At 41.0% G+C, this 16,787-nt stretch carries 20 protein-coding genes and 1 pseudogene; 8 read left to right on the forward strand and 13 right to left on the reverse strand.

Annotated elements, in window-relative coordinates:
- Window positions 1-74: 74 nt before the first annotated feature.
- Window positions 75-176, forward strand: a pseudogene (locus DXB73_RS14650) (toxin-antitoxin system protein); the annotation flags it as partial.
- A gap of 56 nt (window positions 177-232) precedes the next feature.
- On the opposite strand, the gene DXB73_RS04460 reads toward DXB73_RS14650, so the two are convergent.
- Genes DXB73_RS04460 through DXB73_RS04470 form a run of 3 tightly spaced genes read right to left on the reverse strand, consistent with a single transcriptional unit; the run spans window position 233 to window position 2,199 of the window.
- A complete protein-coding gene (locus DXB73_RS04460) occupies window positions 233-1,135 on the reverse strand; it encodes a TlpA disulfide reductase family protein (RefSeq protein WP_118690256.1) in 903 nt (300 codons plus the stop codon).
- A gap of 40 nt (window positions 1,136-1,175) precedes the next feature.
- The gene (locus DXB73_RS04465; protein ID WP_118507524.1) at window positions 1,176-2,063 is read right to left on the reverse strand and encodes a 4Fe-4S binding protein; all 888 of its coding nucleotides are present in this window, start codon (window positions 2,061-2,063) and stop codon (window positions 1,176-1,178) included.
- Window positions 2,056-2,199 (reverse strand): CD1871A family CXXC motif-containing protein, encoded by a 144-nt coding sequence (locus DXB73_RS04470; protein ID WP_009263530.1) that lies wholly within the window; start codon window positions 2,197-2,199, stop codon window positions 2,056-2,058. Before DXB73_RS04470 ends, DXB73_RS04465 begins: the two co-directional genes overlap by 8 nt.
- Window positions 2,200-2,292: 93 nt before the next feature.
- On the opposite strand from DXB73_RS04470, the gene DXB73_RS04475 reads away from it, so the two are divergent.
- Both DXB73_RS04475 and DXB73_RS04480 read left to right on the forward strand, forming a co-directional pair.
- Window positions 2,293-2,973, forward strand: a complete 681-nt coding sequence (locus tag DXB73_RS04475; protein ID WP_182448224.1) for a response regulator transcription factor — start codon at window positions 2,293-2,295, stop codon at window positions 2,971-2,973.
- Window positions 2,970-4,127 carry a HAMP domain-containing sensor histidine kinase gene (locus DXB73_RS04480; RefSeq protein WP_118690257.1) on the forward strand — a complete coding sequence of 386 codons (1,158 nt, stop codon included), beginning with the start codon at window positions 2,970-2,972 and terminating at the stop codon, window positions 4,125-4,127. Before DXB73_RS04475 ends, DXB73_RS04480 begins: the two co-directional genes overlap by 4 nt.
- Window positions 4,128-4,205: 78 nt before the next feature.
- Here the strand turns inward: DXB73_RS04480 and DXB73_RS04485 are convergent, their stop codons facing one another.
- The 8 genes from DXB73_RS04485 to DXB73_RS04525 all read right to left on the reverse strand — a co-directional run bounded on the left by DXB73_RS04485 (window position 4,206) and on the right by DXB73_RS04525 (window position 11,210).
- Window positions 4,206-4,874 carry a DUF4956 domain-containing protein gene (locus DXB73_RS04485; RefSeq protein WP_118690258.1) on the reverse strand — a complete coding sequence of 223 codons (669 nt, stop codon included), beginning with the start codon at window positions 4,872-4,874 and terminating at the stop codon, window positions 4,206-4,208.
- A complete protein-coding gene (locus DXB73_RS04490; protein ID WP_118690259.1) occupies window positions 4,855-5,676 on the reverse strand; it encodes a polyphosphate polymerase domain-containing protein in 822 nt (273 codons plus the stop codon). The genes DXB73_RS04485 and DXB73_RS04490 overlap by 20 nt, the downstream gene beginning before the upstream one ends.
- Window positions 5,677-5,883: 207 nt before the next feature.
- Window positions 5,884-6,774, reverse strand: coding sequence for a Fic family protein (locus tag DXB73_RS04495; protein WP_118690260.1), 891 nt, complete (start codon window positions 6,772-6,774; stop codon window positions 5,884-5,886).
- A gap of 915 nt (window positions 6,775-7,689) precedes the next feature.
- Window positions 7,690-8,235 carry a hypothetical protein gene (locus tag DXB73_RS04505; protein ID WP_118690262.1) on the reverse strand — a complete coding sequence of 182 codons (546 nt, stop codon included), beginning with the start codon at window positions 8,233-8,235 and terminating at the stop codon, window positions 7,690-7,692.
- 63 nt (window positions 8,236-8,298) lie between these two features.
- Entirely contained in the window at window positions 8,299-8,922 is a 624-nt protein-coding gene (locus tag DXB73_RS04510) for an ATP-binding cassette domain-containing protein (RefSeq protein ID WP_118690263.1), read from the reverse strand.
- A gap of 45 nt (window positions 8,923-8,967) precedes the next feature.
- Window positions 8,968-9,690, reverse strand: coding sequence for a hypothetical protein (locus DXB73_RS04515; protein ID WP_118690264.1), 723 nt, complete (start codon window positions 9,688-9,690; stop codon window positions 8,968-8,970).
- Between the two features lie 86 nt (window positions 9,691-9,776).
- Window positions 9,777-10,586 (reverse strand): hypothetical protein, encoded by an 810-nt coding sequence (locus tag DXB73_RS04520; protein WP_118690265.1) that lies wholly within the window; start codon window positions 10,584-10,586, stop codon window positions 9,777-9,779.
- A gap of 15 nt (window positions 10,587-10,601) precedes the next feature.
- Window positions 10,602-11,210 carry a hypothetical protein gene (locus tag DXB73_RS04525; RefSeq protein WP_118690266.1) on the reverse strand — a complete coding sequence of 203 codons (609 nt, stop codon included), beginning with the start codon at window positions 11,208-11,210 and terminating at the stop codon, window positions 10,602-10,604.
- Window positions 11,211-11,414: 204 nt separating this feature from the next.
- Here DXB73_RS04525 and DXB73_RS04530 point away from each other — a divergent pair, with 204 nt between their 5' ends.
- From DXB73_RS04530 to DXB73_RS04540, 3 genes are all read left to right on the forward strand, one after another.
- Window positions 11,415-11,777, forward strand: coding sequence for a PadR family transcriptional regulator (locus tag DXB73_RS04530; protein WP_182448223.1), 363 nt, complete (start codon window positions 11,415-11,417; stop codon window positions 11,775-11,777).
- Between the two features lie 11 nt (window positions 11,778-11,788).
- Window positions 11,789-12,229, forward strand: coding sequence for a DUF6120 family protein (locus DXB73_RS04535; RefSeq protein ID WP_118690268.1), 441 nt, complete (start codon window positions 11,789-11,791; stop codon window positions 12,227-12,229).
- 620 nt (window positions 12,230-12,849) lie between these two features.
- Complete coding sequence (locus tag DXB73_RS04540; protein WP_118690269.1) at window positions 12,850-13,167, forward strand: hypothetical protein; 318 nt, start codon at window positions 12,850-12,852, stop codon at window positions 13,165-13,167.
- A gap of 13 nt (window positions 13,168-13,180) precedes the next feature.
- Here DXB73_RS04540 and DXB73_RS04545 read toward each other — a convergent pair whose 3' ends face one another.
- Complete coding sequence (locus tag DXB73_RS04545; RefSeq protein WP_022025420.1) at window positions 13,181-13,897, reverse strand: 4Fe-4S binding protein; 717 nt, start codon at window positions 13,895-13,897, stop codon at window positions 13,181-13,183.
- A 147-nt stretch (window positions 13,898-14,044) separates the two neighbouring features.
- Between DXB73_RS04545 and DXB73_RS04550 the strand changes: the two genes are divergently transcribed.
- Entirely contained in the window at window positions 14,045-14,710 is a 666-nt protein-coding gene (locus DXB73_RS04550) for a Crp/Fnr family transcriptional regulator (RefSeq protein ID WP_118690335.1), read from the forward strand.
- Window positions 14,711-14,811: 101 nt separating this feature from the next.
- Window positions 14,812-16,155 (forward strand): MATE family efflux transporter, encoded by a 1,344-nt coding sequence (locus tag DXB73_RS04555; protein WP_118690270.1) that lies wholly within the window; start codon window positions 14,812-14,814, stop codon window positions 16,153-16,155.
- Window positions 16,156-16,388: 233 nt separating this feature from the next.
- On the opposite strand, the gene DXB73_RS04560 is transcribed toward DXB73_RS04555, so the two are convergent.
- Window positions 16,389-16,787, reverse strand: a complete 399-nt coding sequence (locus DXB73_RS04560) for an HIRAN domain-containing protein (protein ID WP_022025423.1) — start codon at window positions 16,785-16,787, stop codon at window positions 16,389-16,391.

Here is a 16,787-nt window from a genome sequence, read left to right on the forward strand (position 1 = left end):
TTCACTTCTATCATCGCCTATCATTCTTAAGTTCAATAATAACATTGCAATGTAAAAGCCGATTATAAATTCGCATAGACACAGCATCCCTTGATGAACCACTAGAATATGCGAGACTGTATCTTGATGGGAATTTACAGATGTGGGTAGATGCAGAAGATTCCTTGACATTATAGTAATGTTCAAAAAAAGCTCTCTGTGCAATGCACAGGAGCTTTTTATATGTAGACCTCTATTTATTTGTGCTGTCTGCATCAATTACAGACTGAATCTGCTTCATAAGGGCATTATAGTTGTCCTTGTTATCAATTCCGCCGAGCATTGGTTTGCCTACAATATTGCCATTTCTGTCAACAAGTATAGTTGTTGGAAAGGCCATGATTTCTGAGGCATATTTACCGGCAGCACTAGAGGAGTCAATTGACAGATTACGATATTTGACACCCTGGCTTTTAAGAACAGCGGCAGCCTCTTTGATAGCTGTTTTATTGCCATCGAAGGTCTCAGTGTTGATGCCAACAACTTCTCCGCCCTTTGATTTGATAGCATCATTTAATTCGTTAAGCTTGGATAATTCAGCGACACATGGTTTGCAGCCGGTAAACCAGAAATTGACGACTGTTACTGCATTACCGGAAAACAGGCTGTCATCAACCTTATTGCCATCAAAATCCTCACCGGAAAAATCACTGAATACAGATGAGGCTTTAGAGCTGTCCTTCTTGTTATCGTCTGATGATGTATTTTTGTTTTCAATCTCAGCTATCTGTTTCTCGATTTTTCGTATAGTTTCAATATCCTCATTAAGTGTTTTAAGCTCATCGTCTGTGAATGAATTCTTGTTTGATTCTACGGTACCGGCAAGATAATCAGCATAATTTCCGTTTGGATCGGCGTCACTTTTGTTCATCATGCCAAATGCCTTGTTCCACACATCAGCATGATCTGCAAAAATCTGATTTTCCTGCTGATATAAATCATCCCGCCTGGAATTTGATTTGCCGGATGCTTCTGAGCCGGCTCCAGTCTGAGTGTTCTTAGAATCTGTTGTGGAATCTTGCTTTACGCCACATGCTGTAAGTGATAATGCTATGCAGAGTGTAAAAATAGAAATAAATAATAATTTGTTTTTCATGAGTAATGTCTCCTTTAAATAATAGTAAAATGTTTAATAGCTATCTGTTGTCATTTTTTTGACATGATTTTCCCATAAACCGGTAGCAGATGGCGTCCTTCGGACAGGCCTTTATGCAGGCACCGCAGCGTATGCACTCGAGGTGATCCGGTGTCTTACACACATCCACATCCATCTTACATGCCTTTGAGCATTGACCGCATCCAACACATTTGCTGCTATCAACGGTGATTTTGAGCAGGCTGACCTTATTAAATAATGAGTAGATTGCTCCAAGCGGACAAATCCATTTACAGAAAGGCCTGTAAAATAAGATACTTAGTACAATCACTGCAATTAAAATCATACACTTGAAAGAAAAAAGCTTTCCCAGCGCAGAACGGATAGCAGCATTTCCAATAGATAACGGTATAGCACCCTCTAAAACACCCTGAGGACAGATATATTTGCAGAAGAACGGGTCTCCCATTCCTATAGAGTTCGTTACAAGCATCGGAAGAAGTATAACGAAAACAATAAGAATGACATATTTTAGGTACCTAAGAGGCTTTAGTTTGGCTGTGGATAATTTCTTTCCGGGGATTTTATGCAGTAAATCCTGAAACCATCCAAATGGGCACAAAAAACCACATATAAATCTGCCGAGAGTTACACCGAGTAAAATAAAAAATCCGGTTATGTAGTATGAAAACTTAAATTTTGATGATCCGACAACTGCCTGAAATGCCCCTATTGGACAGGCTCCTGTCGCGGCAGGGCAGGAGTAGCAGTTTAATCCGGGTACGCATACTGTTTTTGCATTGCCCTGATATATTTTACCCTTAAATAAATTTGGAATATGAATATTGGTCAGCAGCGTTGCTGCGGCCTGTATCCAGCCACGTATTTTTGCCAGTTTTCTTGATAGTAATTTCTTTTCCTTATCCAATTCCGACACACTCCAAACATAGTTTTATTGCTTTACCAAGCACTGTAGCCGCCTCACCTCTGACTGCACCATAGCTTATCATGGATACTCCAAGGATAAGCAAAATGATTTGACATGTTTTTTGGTATTTCAACATAATGTTGCTCCTTTTTGTTGTATTATTGACCAGCTGACTTTGGTATTATACAATATAGGTTGTAAAATTATTGTTAAGAAGCAGGAGAACATTTTGAGATTATTAATTGTTGAAGATGAGAAACAAATATGTGATATGGTTGCAAAGAGTCTGTATGCTGCCGGTTATGAGGTGGATACCTGTTATGATGGGAAAGAGGCTCTTGAATATATACTGTCGGAGAATTATGATCTGATAGTTTTGGATTTGAATCTGCCGGGGATGGATGGCATGGAGCTTCTTAAGGAGCTTAGAAAATACAATGATGAAACTAAGGTTTTGATATTATCTGCAAGAGGTCAGATTGCTGATAAGGTAGAGGGACTGGATGCAGGAGCAAATGATTACATGGAAAAACCATTCCATCTGCAGGAGCTTGAGGCACGTATCAGAAGCCTGACAAGAAGGAAATTTGTACAGAATGATATATGTCTTAAATACAGAGATATAAAGTTTGATACGATTAAACGCGAGGCATATGCAAAGGAAGAGCCGGTTCCACTGACAAGAAAAGAGAATGGTATTTTGGAATATTTACTTATCAATATAGGCAGACCGGTGAGTCAGGAGGAGCTGATAGAGCATGTATGGGATGCCACGGCAGACAGCTTTAGCGGAGCAATCAGGGTACATATGTCTTCACTTAGAAAAAAGCTTAAGGCGAAGCTGGGATATGATCCCATTCAGAACAAGGTAGGTGAAGGCTATAAAATACGGGAGGAGTCTGACAGATGAAAAGAATGTCGCTACAGTGGAGACTTACGTGCATTACTACATTGTGTATTGCTATTATATGTGGCTGCCTGACCATGTTTGTCTATAAAAATGGTGTGCATTACATCGATTCTCTGCAGGATGCGGTAGAGTCACAGGGGGATGAAAAAGGAAACAAATCTGATGAAATATATATCAGCATACCGGACGATAAGTGGGATGAGTTTGCGGATAAATTTTCGGTTCAGGTGTACAATAATAAGGCCGACTATAAAAGAAACAGTCTGATAATCACGGTTTTGCTGGCGCTTTTGGGAGGTGTCGTCACTTATTTTATAAGCGGGCATGCACTCAGATCAATCAGGGAGTTTTCAGATAAAATTGAAGAGGTACAGGCTCAGAATCTGTCTGATTCAAGAATAGAAGAAAACAATGTTAAGGAACTGAACCAGCTGAGTATTTCTTATAATAAGATGCTTGAGCGTCTGTCGGAAGCATTTGAGATACAGAGACAGTTTACTGCAAATGCAGCACATGAGCTGCGTACTCCATTAGCGTTAATGCAGGTACAGCTTGATTTATATAATTCTGCCTCTCACCCGGGAAATGATGCAGACACTTTGCAGACCATAAAAATGGTTACGGAACAAAATGATAAATTAAACAGGATGGTAAAGACTCTTCTTGACATGAGTGAGCTTCAGACGGTGGGAAGGAATGATAAAATTATATTGGATGCTATTGTTGAAGAGGTTTTGGCAGACCTTGAGCCTCTTGCCGTGGAAAAGAATATAAAGCTGATTGGAAAATGTGAGGATGCCACTATGATAGGCAGTGATATCCTTATTTACAGGCTTGTATACAATCTGGTTGAGAATGCCATCAAATATAATCATCCGCTCGGACAGGTTACAGTAACCGCATATCAGAGAAACAAGCATGTTTATCTGTCTGTAGAAGATACGGGAAGAGGAATACCAAAGAAGCTTAGGGAGAGAGTGTTCGAGCCATTCTTCCGTGTGGATAAAGCCAGAAGCCGTGAGCTGGGTGGCGTAGGGCTAGGGCTTGCTTTTGTCCGTGAAATCGTTAGAGCACATGATGGCAGTATTTGTATCAAATCAGGCAAGACTGGGGGAACGATTTTCGAGGTGACTTTTGCACAGCATTCAATGTAGCGTTCCATTTTACACATTTGTCAACGCTATTAAAACGGATTTGCTAAAAGAAAAAGTTCTTTGGCATATGATGCCATATTATAATTCCTCTCGGCTGGTCAGCACTCTGCTGCAGCTCACCGTAAGATTGGCATTGCGGGTACGGATGTCATCGATCATCTCCTTAACAAGCGCATCCTTTGCCAGCGCAATTTCATAACGAAGTTCATACATACTGCCCATGTTGATGGTTTTTACCTGAATCAGACGGGCAGTTTTGGTGTATTTCTGCAGAATATCTTCAAAGACTCCCTCATAATCAAGATCCTCCGAGATCACGATCCGCAGGAGATGCTGCTGCACGCCGGCATGTCCGACCACCTTGTAAGAAACCAACATCATAGCTCCCACGATCACAGTGATCATCACCGCATAAGCCAGATAGCCCATACCGGTCGCAAGTCCTACCACGATCGCATAGAATACGCCGCTGATCTCACGGGATGTACCCGGAACAGACCGGAAACGTACCAGACTGAATGCACCCATGATCGCCACACCGGTTCCCAGATTTCCATTGACCAGCATGATCACCGCCTGCACCAGAGCCGGCAGCAACAGCAGCGTCACCACAAAATTCTTCGTATACTCCCCCTGCAGCATGTACACTGCCGCGATCACCAACCCCAGTACCAGGGACACACATGTACACAACAGCGCCGCCTGCACAGACACACTCCCCGCCCCATTAATCACACTTACCATCATATTGTTGATTCCTCTCTTTCGTATAAAATGCTCCGTATTTGGAAAAGGATGTGGGATAGATTTTTTGTCCCCCAAGCATCCTGCAAAGCCACAGCGGATATGCACTGCCACATTTGATCTCCATAACGACCTCACCCTGTTCAAAGTACAAATTCTCCGGTTCCTCCCCGTCAAGCGTCAGTCCCCGCCTGCGGTTGCGGATCCTCTGATCGAATGTCAGACGCAGGGACCTGTCCTCTTTTCCGTACAGGGCTACGCGGTCGTATGCGATATACATGTTCGGCCGCAAGTCATATCGATCTCTGGTGTATTCCAGTTCCCGCAGGATCTGGCGATGCACAAAGTCTCCCTCTTCCTGATTTGGGCGTTCCTTCTGCGGCTGGAAAACCTTCCTCACCATCTCGCTCTGGCTTCCTTTCTCTCCCTGGCAACAAACATCTTTTCCTTCAACTGAGTTCCAGCTCCTGCGCCGCGCCAGAAATTTCTCTGCCTCCGAAAGTGGCATGCTCACCCTTCTCTTATAGACGATGCCCTGGTATTTGCGCTTCAGTTCCACAAACACGTCATCGTTTCGTCCGATTTTTCCATATCCCCGGACGCGCACTTTCTCCTTAAACTCCGGCTTCTGGATGGAATGACGGATCATCTCCTCCCCAGGCGTATCATAATAAACATTGCGGATCGTACTCTGTCCATACTCATCCTCCACCGTATACTCTGCAAGGGACTGCCGAATCCACTCATACTGCTCCCGGCTGATCACATACTTTTTCTCCACCCTTGCAAACGTATCCTGACTCATTCGTAATCAATCCTTCCCCGTTTTCCTTATACTGCTATTCTAGCGAAAAGCCGGGGCTAAATAAACATCAAAAATTTGTATGAAAGTACACTATAAAAGAGAGACTTGTCGAAAGTCTCTCTTTTATGGTGTCGATAACTACATTATCAACCTTCATATTTTAATATTTGGCGAACATTATAATTGATACTTGGAAAATCAGCTTGTTTAATATTCAATCCTAAAATAATCCAAATATGCTTTATATTTATATTGTGCTGTCAGACAGGTATCTGTCAGATAACCTTGTTCGTCGTTCCATTCCTTCAATCCACGATAATAGAACATCTTCAGATTGTCCTCAATGATGAACGGAACAATATTGTATTTCAGGCACTCCTTAAACATAATCAATCTGCCCACACGCCCATTACCATCCTGGAACGGATGGATTCTCTCAAACTTCACATGAAATTCCAGAATATCTGCAAAGGTCTTTTCCTCTTTGGCATTGTATTCCGTCAGCAAGGCCTTCATTTTATCAGCAACTTCTTCCGGAAGAGCTGTATCCCTGCCACCGACTTCATTCGGAAGTTTCTTATAATCACCAACAGCAAACCAATCTTTTCTGGAATCGCTGGTGCCATTCTTCAAAGTCAAGTGAAGTTCTTTGATGAATTTCTCCGTTAAAGTTGCTTTCGCGTGATCAATAATCATGTCAATGCAACGAAAGTGATTTGCCGTTTCGATCACATCATCCACATTCAACACTTCTTTTTCTACGCCAATAGTATTGGTTTCAAAGATATATCTGGTTTGATCGTGTGTCAGGCGGCTTCCCTCCATATGATTAGAGTTATAGGTCAAATCAATCTGTGTCTTATGATAAATCCCACCGGAATATTTACTGACCTTCTGCTCTTTTAGAATATCCAACAGAGTAATCGGTTCTTCTTTTCTTTTGTTAGCGCGCTCCGGTTTCTGTGCGTTTTCTGGAATGTTCCATGTCTTACCGGTAAGACATGCACCGTTCACACGCCCTTGGGCACAGTAATTTCTAACACTGCGTTCTGACATATTCCATTTTTTTGCTATATCAGCAACTAAAAGGTATTTCATCTACAATCCTCCGTCATAAATCAAATCCAAAAAACGTACCAACCTACTAATTAGTATATCACACCATCGGCAAAAACACCATTCTTTTTTCGTATGCCGCGCTATTTTTAGCCGATACGGCAATTATATCATCTAATAAATTTTACTTTTATTTTCGTACATGATCATGAGGCTTTTTCCGTTCAAATTGTGCAATCATATGTAAAAGGTGGATGTTCTTTCCGATCCACTCACAACTTTTCCCTTTCCACCCAATATGGATTTGTACCCTCTTCTTGTTTTTTCTAATCACCACGCGAATACAAATCGGCAAGAATGACTACAATGACTATAATAGCGATTAATAAAACTACAAGAGGTGTCTTATGACATTTATTGAGAGCGAAACTATCGAACTCAAGTCTTCGGTTGTCGCAGGCCTTTGCAAAGAGGAAGGTTCCCTATGATGCTGCTAAGAACAGGCTCAGCCGACTGCCCTCTTTCTTTTGAAAGTGAATTCTTATTTTCTTAATTATACAAACTGGGATTTGCAGAACTGATTAAAACAGAATATATATTTGACATATGAGTGGTTAGATGTTAACATGTCAATAAAGAAGGCGCTGCTGATAGACAGTTAGCCTGATATATGGATCAAAAATGATCGCTTAGTTTATCAGACAGGGGCGGTCATTTTTGTGTTTTATTATTGCTCTTAGAACCAACGGTATAACCAAGAGCAATGCGCGTTCTTCCTCTCCCATTTCAGGATAAAAATAAAATCCCTTCTTGGCATCAAATCGGAACATATATGCCAATACTTGCAGATAGTCCTTGTTTCCAATATTATCAATCGGTTTGTACTTCGCATCTGCAATCACTCGTGCCTCTGAGTCTCTGCTGATGAAGCCTGGGTAGATAAGTCCGCGATTATGGTCAAACAAACGCTGAGAACCTTTTGTATTCTATCTTATATGTCCTGCCTTTCTCCCTCATAACATAATACAGCGCTGCCGTTTCGTAAATGGATGCCTGCATACCCTCCTCCGGTATGACATCAAAAAACAAATTCAATGTTACTTTATCCCCACTATCTATAGAATCTTTTTCCGTTGTTTGGACATTACCGTACCAAATACTCCCTCCAGACAGCAGGCAGTAATTGGGTACGATATCATAGATGGATACTGTCTTGTCACTGTGATTCACAACTGTAACCTTCGTCTCGTATTTGTATATTTTCATCCGATAATCTTCATCATATATTTTTCTCCAAACCGGTGATTTCTGTATGTTGTAGGTAATGTCTGCCATCTCATAATTCTCACCATATGGTATCACCTCATGTTTCACATGATGTAAGGCTTTTCCATTTACTATCTGATACCGCACGACAAAAAGGACGATTAGGGCAAGAAATATCATAACTATTGCCCCAAATTTAAATCGTTGTTTGCTTTTTTCAGAAATTAATACTTTCATCCTAGGTTCCCTTTCTTTCATTCCATAATTTTGTGAAACATTCTCCACTAGTTATACTCATTATCACCTTAAGCTTCCCTCTTTCATTTCGTAACACTGCGAAGTCACCGCATCCAAGAAGTCGCGATCATGGCTTGTTACGACAATGGTGCTTCCCGCTTCTTTTAGATGCCGCAACAATTCTTCCAACATTTGTATACCATCGCTGTCGATTCCATTCGTTGGTTCGTCCAATAAAATCAACTTCGGCTTTTTCAAAATTGCCTGTGCAATACCGAGCCGTTCTTTCATTCCCAGCGAATACTTTTTATAATGTCTTCGATCTTTCGGATCTAACCCAACCGCATTCATCGCTTCCTCAATATCTTCTTCTGTTACTCCCTCTTGCAGCATTCCCAATAACTGCAGGTTTTTCTTTCCTGTAAATTCCGGCAAAAATCCCGGCATTTCGACAAGGACTCCTATATCTTTGGGGCACTCTCCCGGTTCCATTTTCTTGCCACCAATCTCCACACTGCCATCCACACGAATAAGCCCCGCTATTGCTCGTAAAACCATTGTTTTTCCGGAACCATTAATTCCCCTTATACCTACGATATCCCCCTGCTCTACCATAAGATTTACGCCTTTTAATACCTGCGTTCCTTTCATTGTTTTATATACATCTTTTAATCTGATATAGTCCATCGTCTACCTCATTTCCGCTCGTTGTTAAGCCTTTTTTCTATTGTTTTACTCACTAAAAATATCCATACGATTTATTTTCTTTGTACCGGCAATTAGTGTAAACGCCAACACAATCCCTGCCATTGCAATTGCCATACCAATCGTTCCCCGACGATACATAAAACCGGCACAATAAAATACAGGAAACTTCACCGGCAAACCCAAAACAACATAAGCAGTGCACACTATAAATCCTATTATTTCATTTCCAAACAAGGATACAATCGCATACAGCCAATATATGGTACACATTCCAAGCAGCAATAATATCTCAGACTCCAATAGCATTGTGCTATTTATATTAATACAATAATCCGCACTGCTATAAGCAGATAAGATGAATTGTTTTTCCAGTATTTGAAAGACGACTATCCCACACGCCAAAACACCTCCGCATAATATCTTGCTATACCAATACCATTTTCTTTTTGGAATGTGCGGCATAAAACAGCTTGTATTCCGTGAAAGATCTTTTCGAATAAAGTCAATGACAATGATTAATATCCCCACTTGGTTCCATACCCACTGAATTGGAAATTTATCCGGTTCTGAAAGAAAGCTTTGCACAGAAACCCCCAAAATTTCCTGTTCTATAACTGCGCTACGCTCATACATCACTAACATAATGTCTATCAGCAAAATACTCCCAAAATATACAACGAGCCTCCTCCACTGATGCAGCAACAGCCAACTATCTCTTTTTATCAACCCAACCATCATGTTTTTCACGCGTTACTCTCCTCTGCCTTTCACTGAACTCACGACCTGTTACTAATCGAAACATCATGTTTTCATTCAGTCATTCCCCGATCTGTTTAATCCAACTCATGCCTCTTTGCTCCCCAGCACATCCCAATTATTGTGATTCCCAATAACAGGATCATTAACGTTACCATAACCGATAATTCCATCTCTCCCAAGGGGGCGACTTGATGTGCATAGGTGAGCGGATAATAGGTTGCCGCACCATTTTTGCAGACAACGCCAACCAAAGATTCATATAAATAGTTCAACACAAACACGGACACCCAAACCATAAATATATTTTTAAGCAAGCCGCTAAGCGCTAACGCAACACCTGCCAAAAGTCCCCCTATGCAAAAGGCAAAGAATAAAAACAAACAGATATGCAATAACGGATAATCATAAAAAACGCTCGGAAATAACGTCTCTTTTCCATATAAGCTCACGGTATGTGTATCCCATAATATCAAATCCGGCTTTTCATCCGGGACGAGCAAAAAACACGCATAGAGGTTTATCGCCAACGGAAAAATAGTAACCAAACCGCCCGCCGTAAAATTGCACACGTATAATCCACGAAAATACTGCTTTGTCTTATTTCTAGTCTGCACAAATTGATAATAACCGCTTTGTCTGTCAGAAAGCCACGTGTCCGCCATTGGTATTGCTGCAAGCAATGGCACTAATAGATAAAAAAGCGAAGCATATATCGACCCGTTAAAACCTCCCATCCATATTGTATATACGGAATGTCCATATTTTAACGCTCTATATGGATACACATCCTTTGCAATGTATAACATAGATAGCATTGCTCCAGCCAATAATGCCAGATAAAAATTCTTTTTATGTAGTAATCTTTTCCAAAAATACAGAAACATCTTATTACTCCCCATCTACTTTTTTACGATATATTCCGTGCGAAATTGTTGTATTTGATCCTCGTCTTCCTCTGGTTCCGTTGTATAAAACAAACGATAATTCGTCATGTCTCCCGAAACATCCTGCTCGCATTTCACTAACATTTTTGCCTCTGTTGTTTCATGATATTTGAGGGTTTTTCTCCCCGTAAGCAAAACTGCATTCCACTCTGCTTCTCCCAGTTTGACCGAAAAACCCTTTGCAAACTTCTCCACATCAACGGTCTCGCCTTTACGGCTATTTTTTATTTTACAAGACAAAACGTACTTTGCCTTTTTGTAAGTTACAGACTGCAATGTAAAAAAAATGCCACAATCTTCGTTTTCCTCATTTAGCTGCAGCGTATTTACCTTAATCTGAATATCTTTTTTGTGAACGTCTTTGACACCTTGTTTTCCGTCTGGTGTTTTTTTATCGGTTGTATTTTTCGTATCTTCTAAATTTTCTTCCTTCTGCGCCCGCTCCTGAACACTCCCCGTGCTATTGTCCGAAAATTCACGAACCTTCGCAGTCACAATCCCTGCTACAATAGCTGCACAACACACAAAAGAAATGATCTTGATCGTTTGTTTTCTTGCCCCCATATACCTTCTCCTCCTCATAGCAATTCTTGATGATGTCACGCTACACAACAGCAGTTTCCTATTAATTAAAATAGTACACCCGCAATTGCTCTTTGTCAAATACTTTTTGTTAAATAGCATTATAGAAATATTTATATTGACATGAATTTTATTTTCTTCTAATATGGAATTGTAACTATTCTTTATCAGAAAAGGTGTATGATTATGGCGAAAAAAATACGAAGACACAACAATATAAAACATGGCACAATAGAACTGGTCTTATTACTGCTACTGCAATCCGGCAGGAAATATGGCTATCAGCTCGCCCAAGAGCTTTCTGAACATACCAGTAGCCAATATGAGCTCAAGGAAACAACGATGTATCCAACGTTGTACCGATTGAGCCAAAACGGCTATTTAGATTCCGAACAGGTCAAAGTCGGCGAAAGACGAACTCGCGTCTATTATTATATAACCGACAGCGGACGGCAGTATTTACAGGAATTGCTTACCGAGTACAAAGTGATTTCCGGTGCTATTGAACAACTACTATCATATACAGAATCTGAAAACAAAGATTCCTAGGGAGGGCTTTTTTGAAAAATACAGCAGCGACGAAATATATCCGACAGGTTAAACGCCTGTACAGAGGAAAACGGCGATTTAAAAGACAATTTATTCAAGAATTAAAAGATGCTCTTCTATGTTATTTAGAAGAACATCCTGAAGCAACCTATACTGACTTGACGAAAGAATTTGGTCACCCGTCCGAGATTAGAGATCAGCTTTCTTTTCACACGGCTGATGAATTACACCTGAGAAATATGACGCTTTATTGGACGGTTGTCGGACTATGTTCTGTGACCGTTATCACAGTAGTATTTTTTACCGTTCGTCACGTAGTATTTATGCATGACTACTCTAACGGCTATTACATAGAACAGTGGGAAGATGATGAAAATGGCTCGAACAATATCAATCCTATCACCAAAGCGACGGATCCGCCTTTGGAAAATCATCAGACCTTTGACGACTAATTAACTCAAACTTCCCATACCGGAAGTTATTGCGAAACCACATATTGCTTATTATGTCAGCAATATATAAACTATTTTGCAGCCAATATATTAAATTGTTCTGTCATCAGAGAACTAAGATAATTGCCGCAGAACGCAACGTTTTTACGTGATTTCTTATTTTGTTAAGTCTCTGATGTATACAAGCCTGAAGGAGTGTCTGAGATGTCCCGGTTTAGCAAGGTATCATCAATTTTTGGACGGGACGCTTTCGCTACGATGCGCTACGTCACGTTACTTAATGTCTCTGAAATACGAGACATAAGTAACGACGAGCGCAAAGTCCCTTTCAAAAATGATGAATACCTTGCTTCCGGGGCCTCGAGTTCTCCGTAAGGCATGTAAATCATCCATCAGAGACAACAAAATTTAGAAATCACTGTAAAAACAAAATGCGGCAAGGCAATTACTATAGTTCTCAGATGGCAGAAATCACTCTTTGGTGGCTGCAAAATGCACTATAGTCATTGACATAATAAGCAATATGTGGTCGTTGGAAATTTGAGATATGGGAAGTTTGAGTAATTAATATGTGGACATAAATGCGATTACAAAAACACTTGACCTTAGAGGAGGTAATTATGCTAAACAGACGTCAAATTCAAAAAATTGTAAAGCAGGCATACCCATCAGGTATGTTTATATCTGGCGAACAAAAACAACTTCGCAAAATACTAATGCAGGATATTATGAGCGATCTAGAGCAAAACCCGGATATAACGTATCAAGAAGCTGCGGCACATTACATAGACCCTGCTGAATTAGCATCGGTCAATGAACAGCCGCACCTTCCAAAACACATCGGTATATTGATTGGAATCACTATGGTCATTATCGTTCTTTGTATCCTTTTATACATAATTTCCAATCAATTTACTCCACCTACTTACTATTTTTAAGGCTCCTTTTCTATTATTCTTTGATCGTACCGTCAATTCCAATGGTCACTACCTGCCACTGAATAAATTTACCACTTTCCTGGAGTGCTTTCTTTGCCGCCATCTCAAGACCTCCGCAGCAAGGCACTTCCATTCTCACGATTGTCACAGACCGGATATCATTATTTGCAATGATCTGTGTCAGTTTTTCACTGTAATCCACAGCATCTAGTTTCGGACATCCAATCAGCGTCACTTTTCCTCGAATAAATTCGTGATGAAAGTTAGCGTAGGCATAGGCTGTACAATCCGCTGCAATCAGCAGCTTTGCACCATCGAAATACGGTGCATTCACAGGCGCCAGTTTAATCTGAACCGGCCAGTTGCCCAGTTGTGATACTTGTGCGGGCATGGTTACATTTTCCGGGGCATCCTCTTTATGATCCATCATATGGATTCTGGAGCCAGGACATCCCCCCTCATGCATATGCTTCATCTTTTCTTGCAGTTCCTTTTTCTTCTGCGCTTCCTTCACTGCCTCTTCATCATATTCCGGGGCTTCTCTCTCTTCAAAAGTAATTGCTCCGGTCGGACAAGCAGGAAGGCAATCTCCCAGCCCGTCACAAAAATGCTCTCTTACAAGCTTTGCTTTTCCATCTATGATATCAATTGCTCCTTCATGGCAGGCATTGGCGCAGATACCACAGCCGTTGCATTTTTCTTCGTCTATATGGATAATCTTTCTAATCATGTTTGTCCTCCTCAAATATTATATTTTTGCTTTTCTGATGCAATCATATTATAATTATTGCAACATGTATGTTTGATTTCAAACAAGGAGTAAATAATGTGAAAGAAAGTTGTGCCGCCAGCCAAAGATGGCAGAATGGAGATTTTTATGGAAAAATATTTACCGATTTTGAGAAGTTGTCCGTTCTTCATGGAACTGAATGATACTGAAATTCTGTCTATACTTCATTGTGTGAATGCAGTTAAAGTATCCAAGGCTTCTAGATCCTATATTTTTAAAGCAGGAGATTCGACAGACGTGATGGGACTTGTACTAGCCGGCTCAACACTAATCATTCAGGAGGACCTTTGGGGACATCGCAACATCCTTTCAAAATGCAATGCGGGAGATTTTTTCGGAGAACCATATGCCGCAACCCCGGGCACAGTATTAAATATCAGTGTTGTCGCTGAAGAAGATTGCGATATTCTCTTTTTGAATATCAAACGTCTTCTGACATCCTGTCCAACCGCCTGCGATCACCATCAAAAACTGATCCGGAATCTGGTCAGTGTACTGGCAAATAAGATACTGATCCTTAACGACAAGATCACTCATGTCAGCAAACGATCGACCAGAGATAAGCTGTTATCCTATCTCTCATCTGAATCCGTCAAAAAATCATCGCTTTCTTTTGATATCCCATTTGACAGACAGCAACTGGCAGATTTCCTTTGTGTAGAAAGAGCCGCTATGTCCGTAGAATTATCAAAGTTGCAAAAGGAAGGATTACTAAAAACAAACCGTAATCATTTTGAATTAATAACAAAGTAAATCGAAGCTTCGTAACGCACCTTGGGACTTACGTTTTGCAGATGCAAAAATCGGATAAGATAGAACAAGTAAACTCACGAAACTTATGGAGGAATACAGTTATGTCAAAAGATGAGTATTTAATCACAGATGCGCCTCTGAAAGCACTGACAATTTTCGCATTGCCAATGATCCTAGGCAGCTTTTTTCAGCAAATATACAATATGGCCGACTCCATCATCGTCGGTCAATTCGTTGGCTCCTCTGCACTGGCAGCTATCGGTGCATGTGCAGCTCTGACTAATGTTTTTATTTGCGCGGCGTTGGGAGCCGGTGTCGGTGCCGGTGTACTCGTGAGCCGCTATTTCGGTGCCAGAGAGTATGGGAAAATGAAGACCATCGTGTCAACATCCTTGCTTAGCTTTCTAATTCTAAGTGTAATCCTTGGTGTTTTTGGCTATTTCTTTTCCTACTCGATGATGCGTATATTACAAACCCCTACCGATATAATGCATGATGCCGTTTTATATCTTCGGATCTATTTTGTGGGATTTCCGTTTTTGTTTATGTACAACGTTCTTTCAACGATGTTTACTTCCATAGGCGAATCAAAGATTCCACTAGCACTCCTGATATTCTCGTCTATCTTAAATATATTTATGGATCTTTGGATGGTAGCCGGTCTTGGTCTTGGCGTGTTCGGTGCGGCACTTGCAACCTTGATCGCCCAAGGCATTTCCGCCGTATTGTCGTTTTTGATCTTCTTCTTTCGGATGCGACGTTATAATAGCCCATTCCGCCGATTTGACTGCCACGAGCTGCGTTCCATGCTGCGGATCGCTGTTCCGTCGGTTCTCCAGCAGTCCACGGTATCTATCGGTATGATGATCGTACAGGCAGTTGTAAATCCTTTTGGCACACAGGCACTTGCGGGATATGCGGCGACGATGCGGATAGAAAATGTTTTTTCCCTGATCTTTGTATCCATCGGCAATGCAGTGTCTCCATATGTTTCCCAGAATCTCGGTGCAAACAAACCACGGCGTATCAAAAAAGGATACCAAGCCGCATTAGTATTGGATGTATGCTTTGCAGTACTTGCTTTCATCATCATCGAAACGCTGCATACGCAAATTTCCTCTCTATTTCTCGGTAAAGACGGAACAGCTTTTGCCTATCAGGTATCCGGAGATTATATGAGATGGCTTGGTTGTTTCTTTATCTTTATGGGAATCAAAATGGCAACCGATGGAGTCCTTCGTGGTCTGGGAATCATGCGGCCATTCCTCCTGGCAAACATGGTAAACCTTGCGATTCGACTGTCCGTTGCTTTGATCTTTGCACCTCGTTTTGGCATTGCATTTGTCTGGCTGGCTGTACCGGCCGGTTGGCTTGCAAACTTTTTAATTTCTTATATGGCTCTTAGGAGATCATGGCCAACCGATAACGTGGTGCCATCTCGATAACTTAAAGCGATTTACAAGCTATAATTCTCTGCCGGCAGAACAAGTCAGCTTGTTGGCTGCAAAATAGCTATTATTTTTGTGACATAATAAGCAATATGTGACCAGACAGTAGCATTGGAAGTGCGAAGTTTGAGTCATGAATTCAAACTTTACGTTTTTATGCAGAAGGAGGGACTTATAAATTCGAGGCTCTTATGCCATACGTTGATCACTGCTGCGTCGGAGGAAATCGCCTACTCATGCAGATAAATGCCTATCTTGATTTTAATCCATTTTCCCTTGGTTTCCTTGGCAGTGATTTTCCCAAAGAGTAGTTTTCCTGCATCCATCAAACGTGAAAATACTACATTATCCTCTCTGGGCACATATCCAATTTTGACCCCATTACTGTTTTTTATCACTATCGCTTGGGGATCGAAACGATTATGTGGCTCACGATAAAAATCCAACTTATCGTTAACATTAAGATACTGAGCCAATTCCTCAATACCTTCAATGTGCGTTGTCCCGGCAATAAAAGTATCAAACAAAAAAATATCACGTTCATAAGGTTTCGGTATAGTAAGGCCACCGCCTTTGCCATGAAGTAGGCTTGCAAGACTGCCGCCATCTGTTTTTACGATATTACTCAT

The organism is Clostridium sp. OM05-6BH, assembly GCF_003481635.1.
Taxonomy (GTDB): Bacteria; Bacillota; Clostridia; order Lachnospirales; family Lachnospiraceae; genus Butyribacter.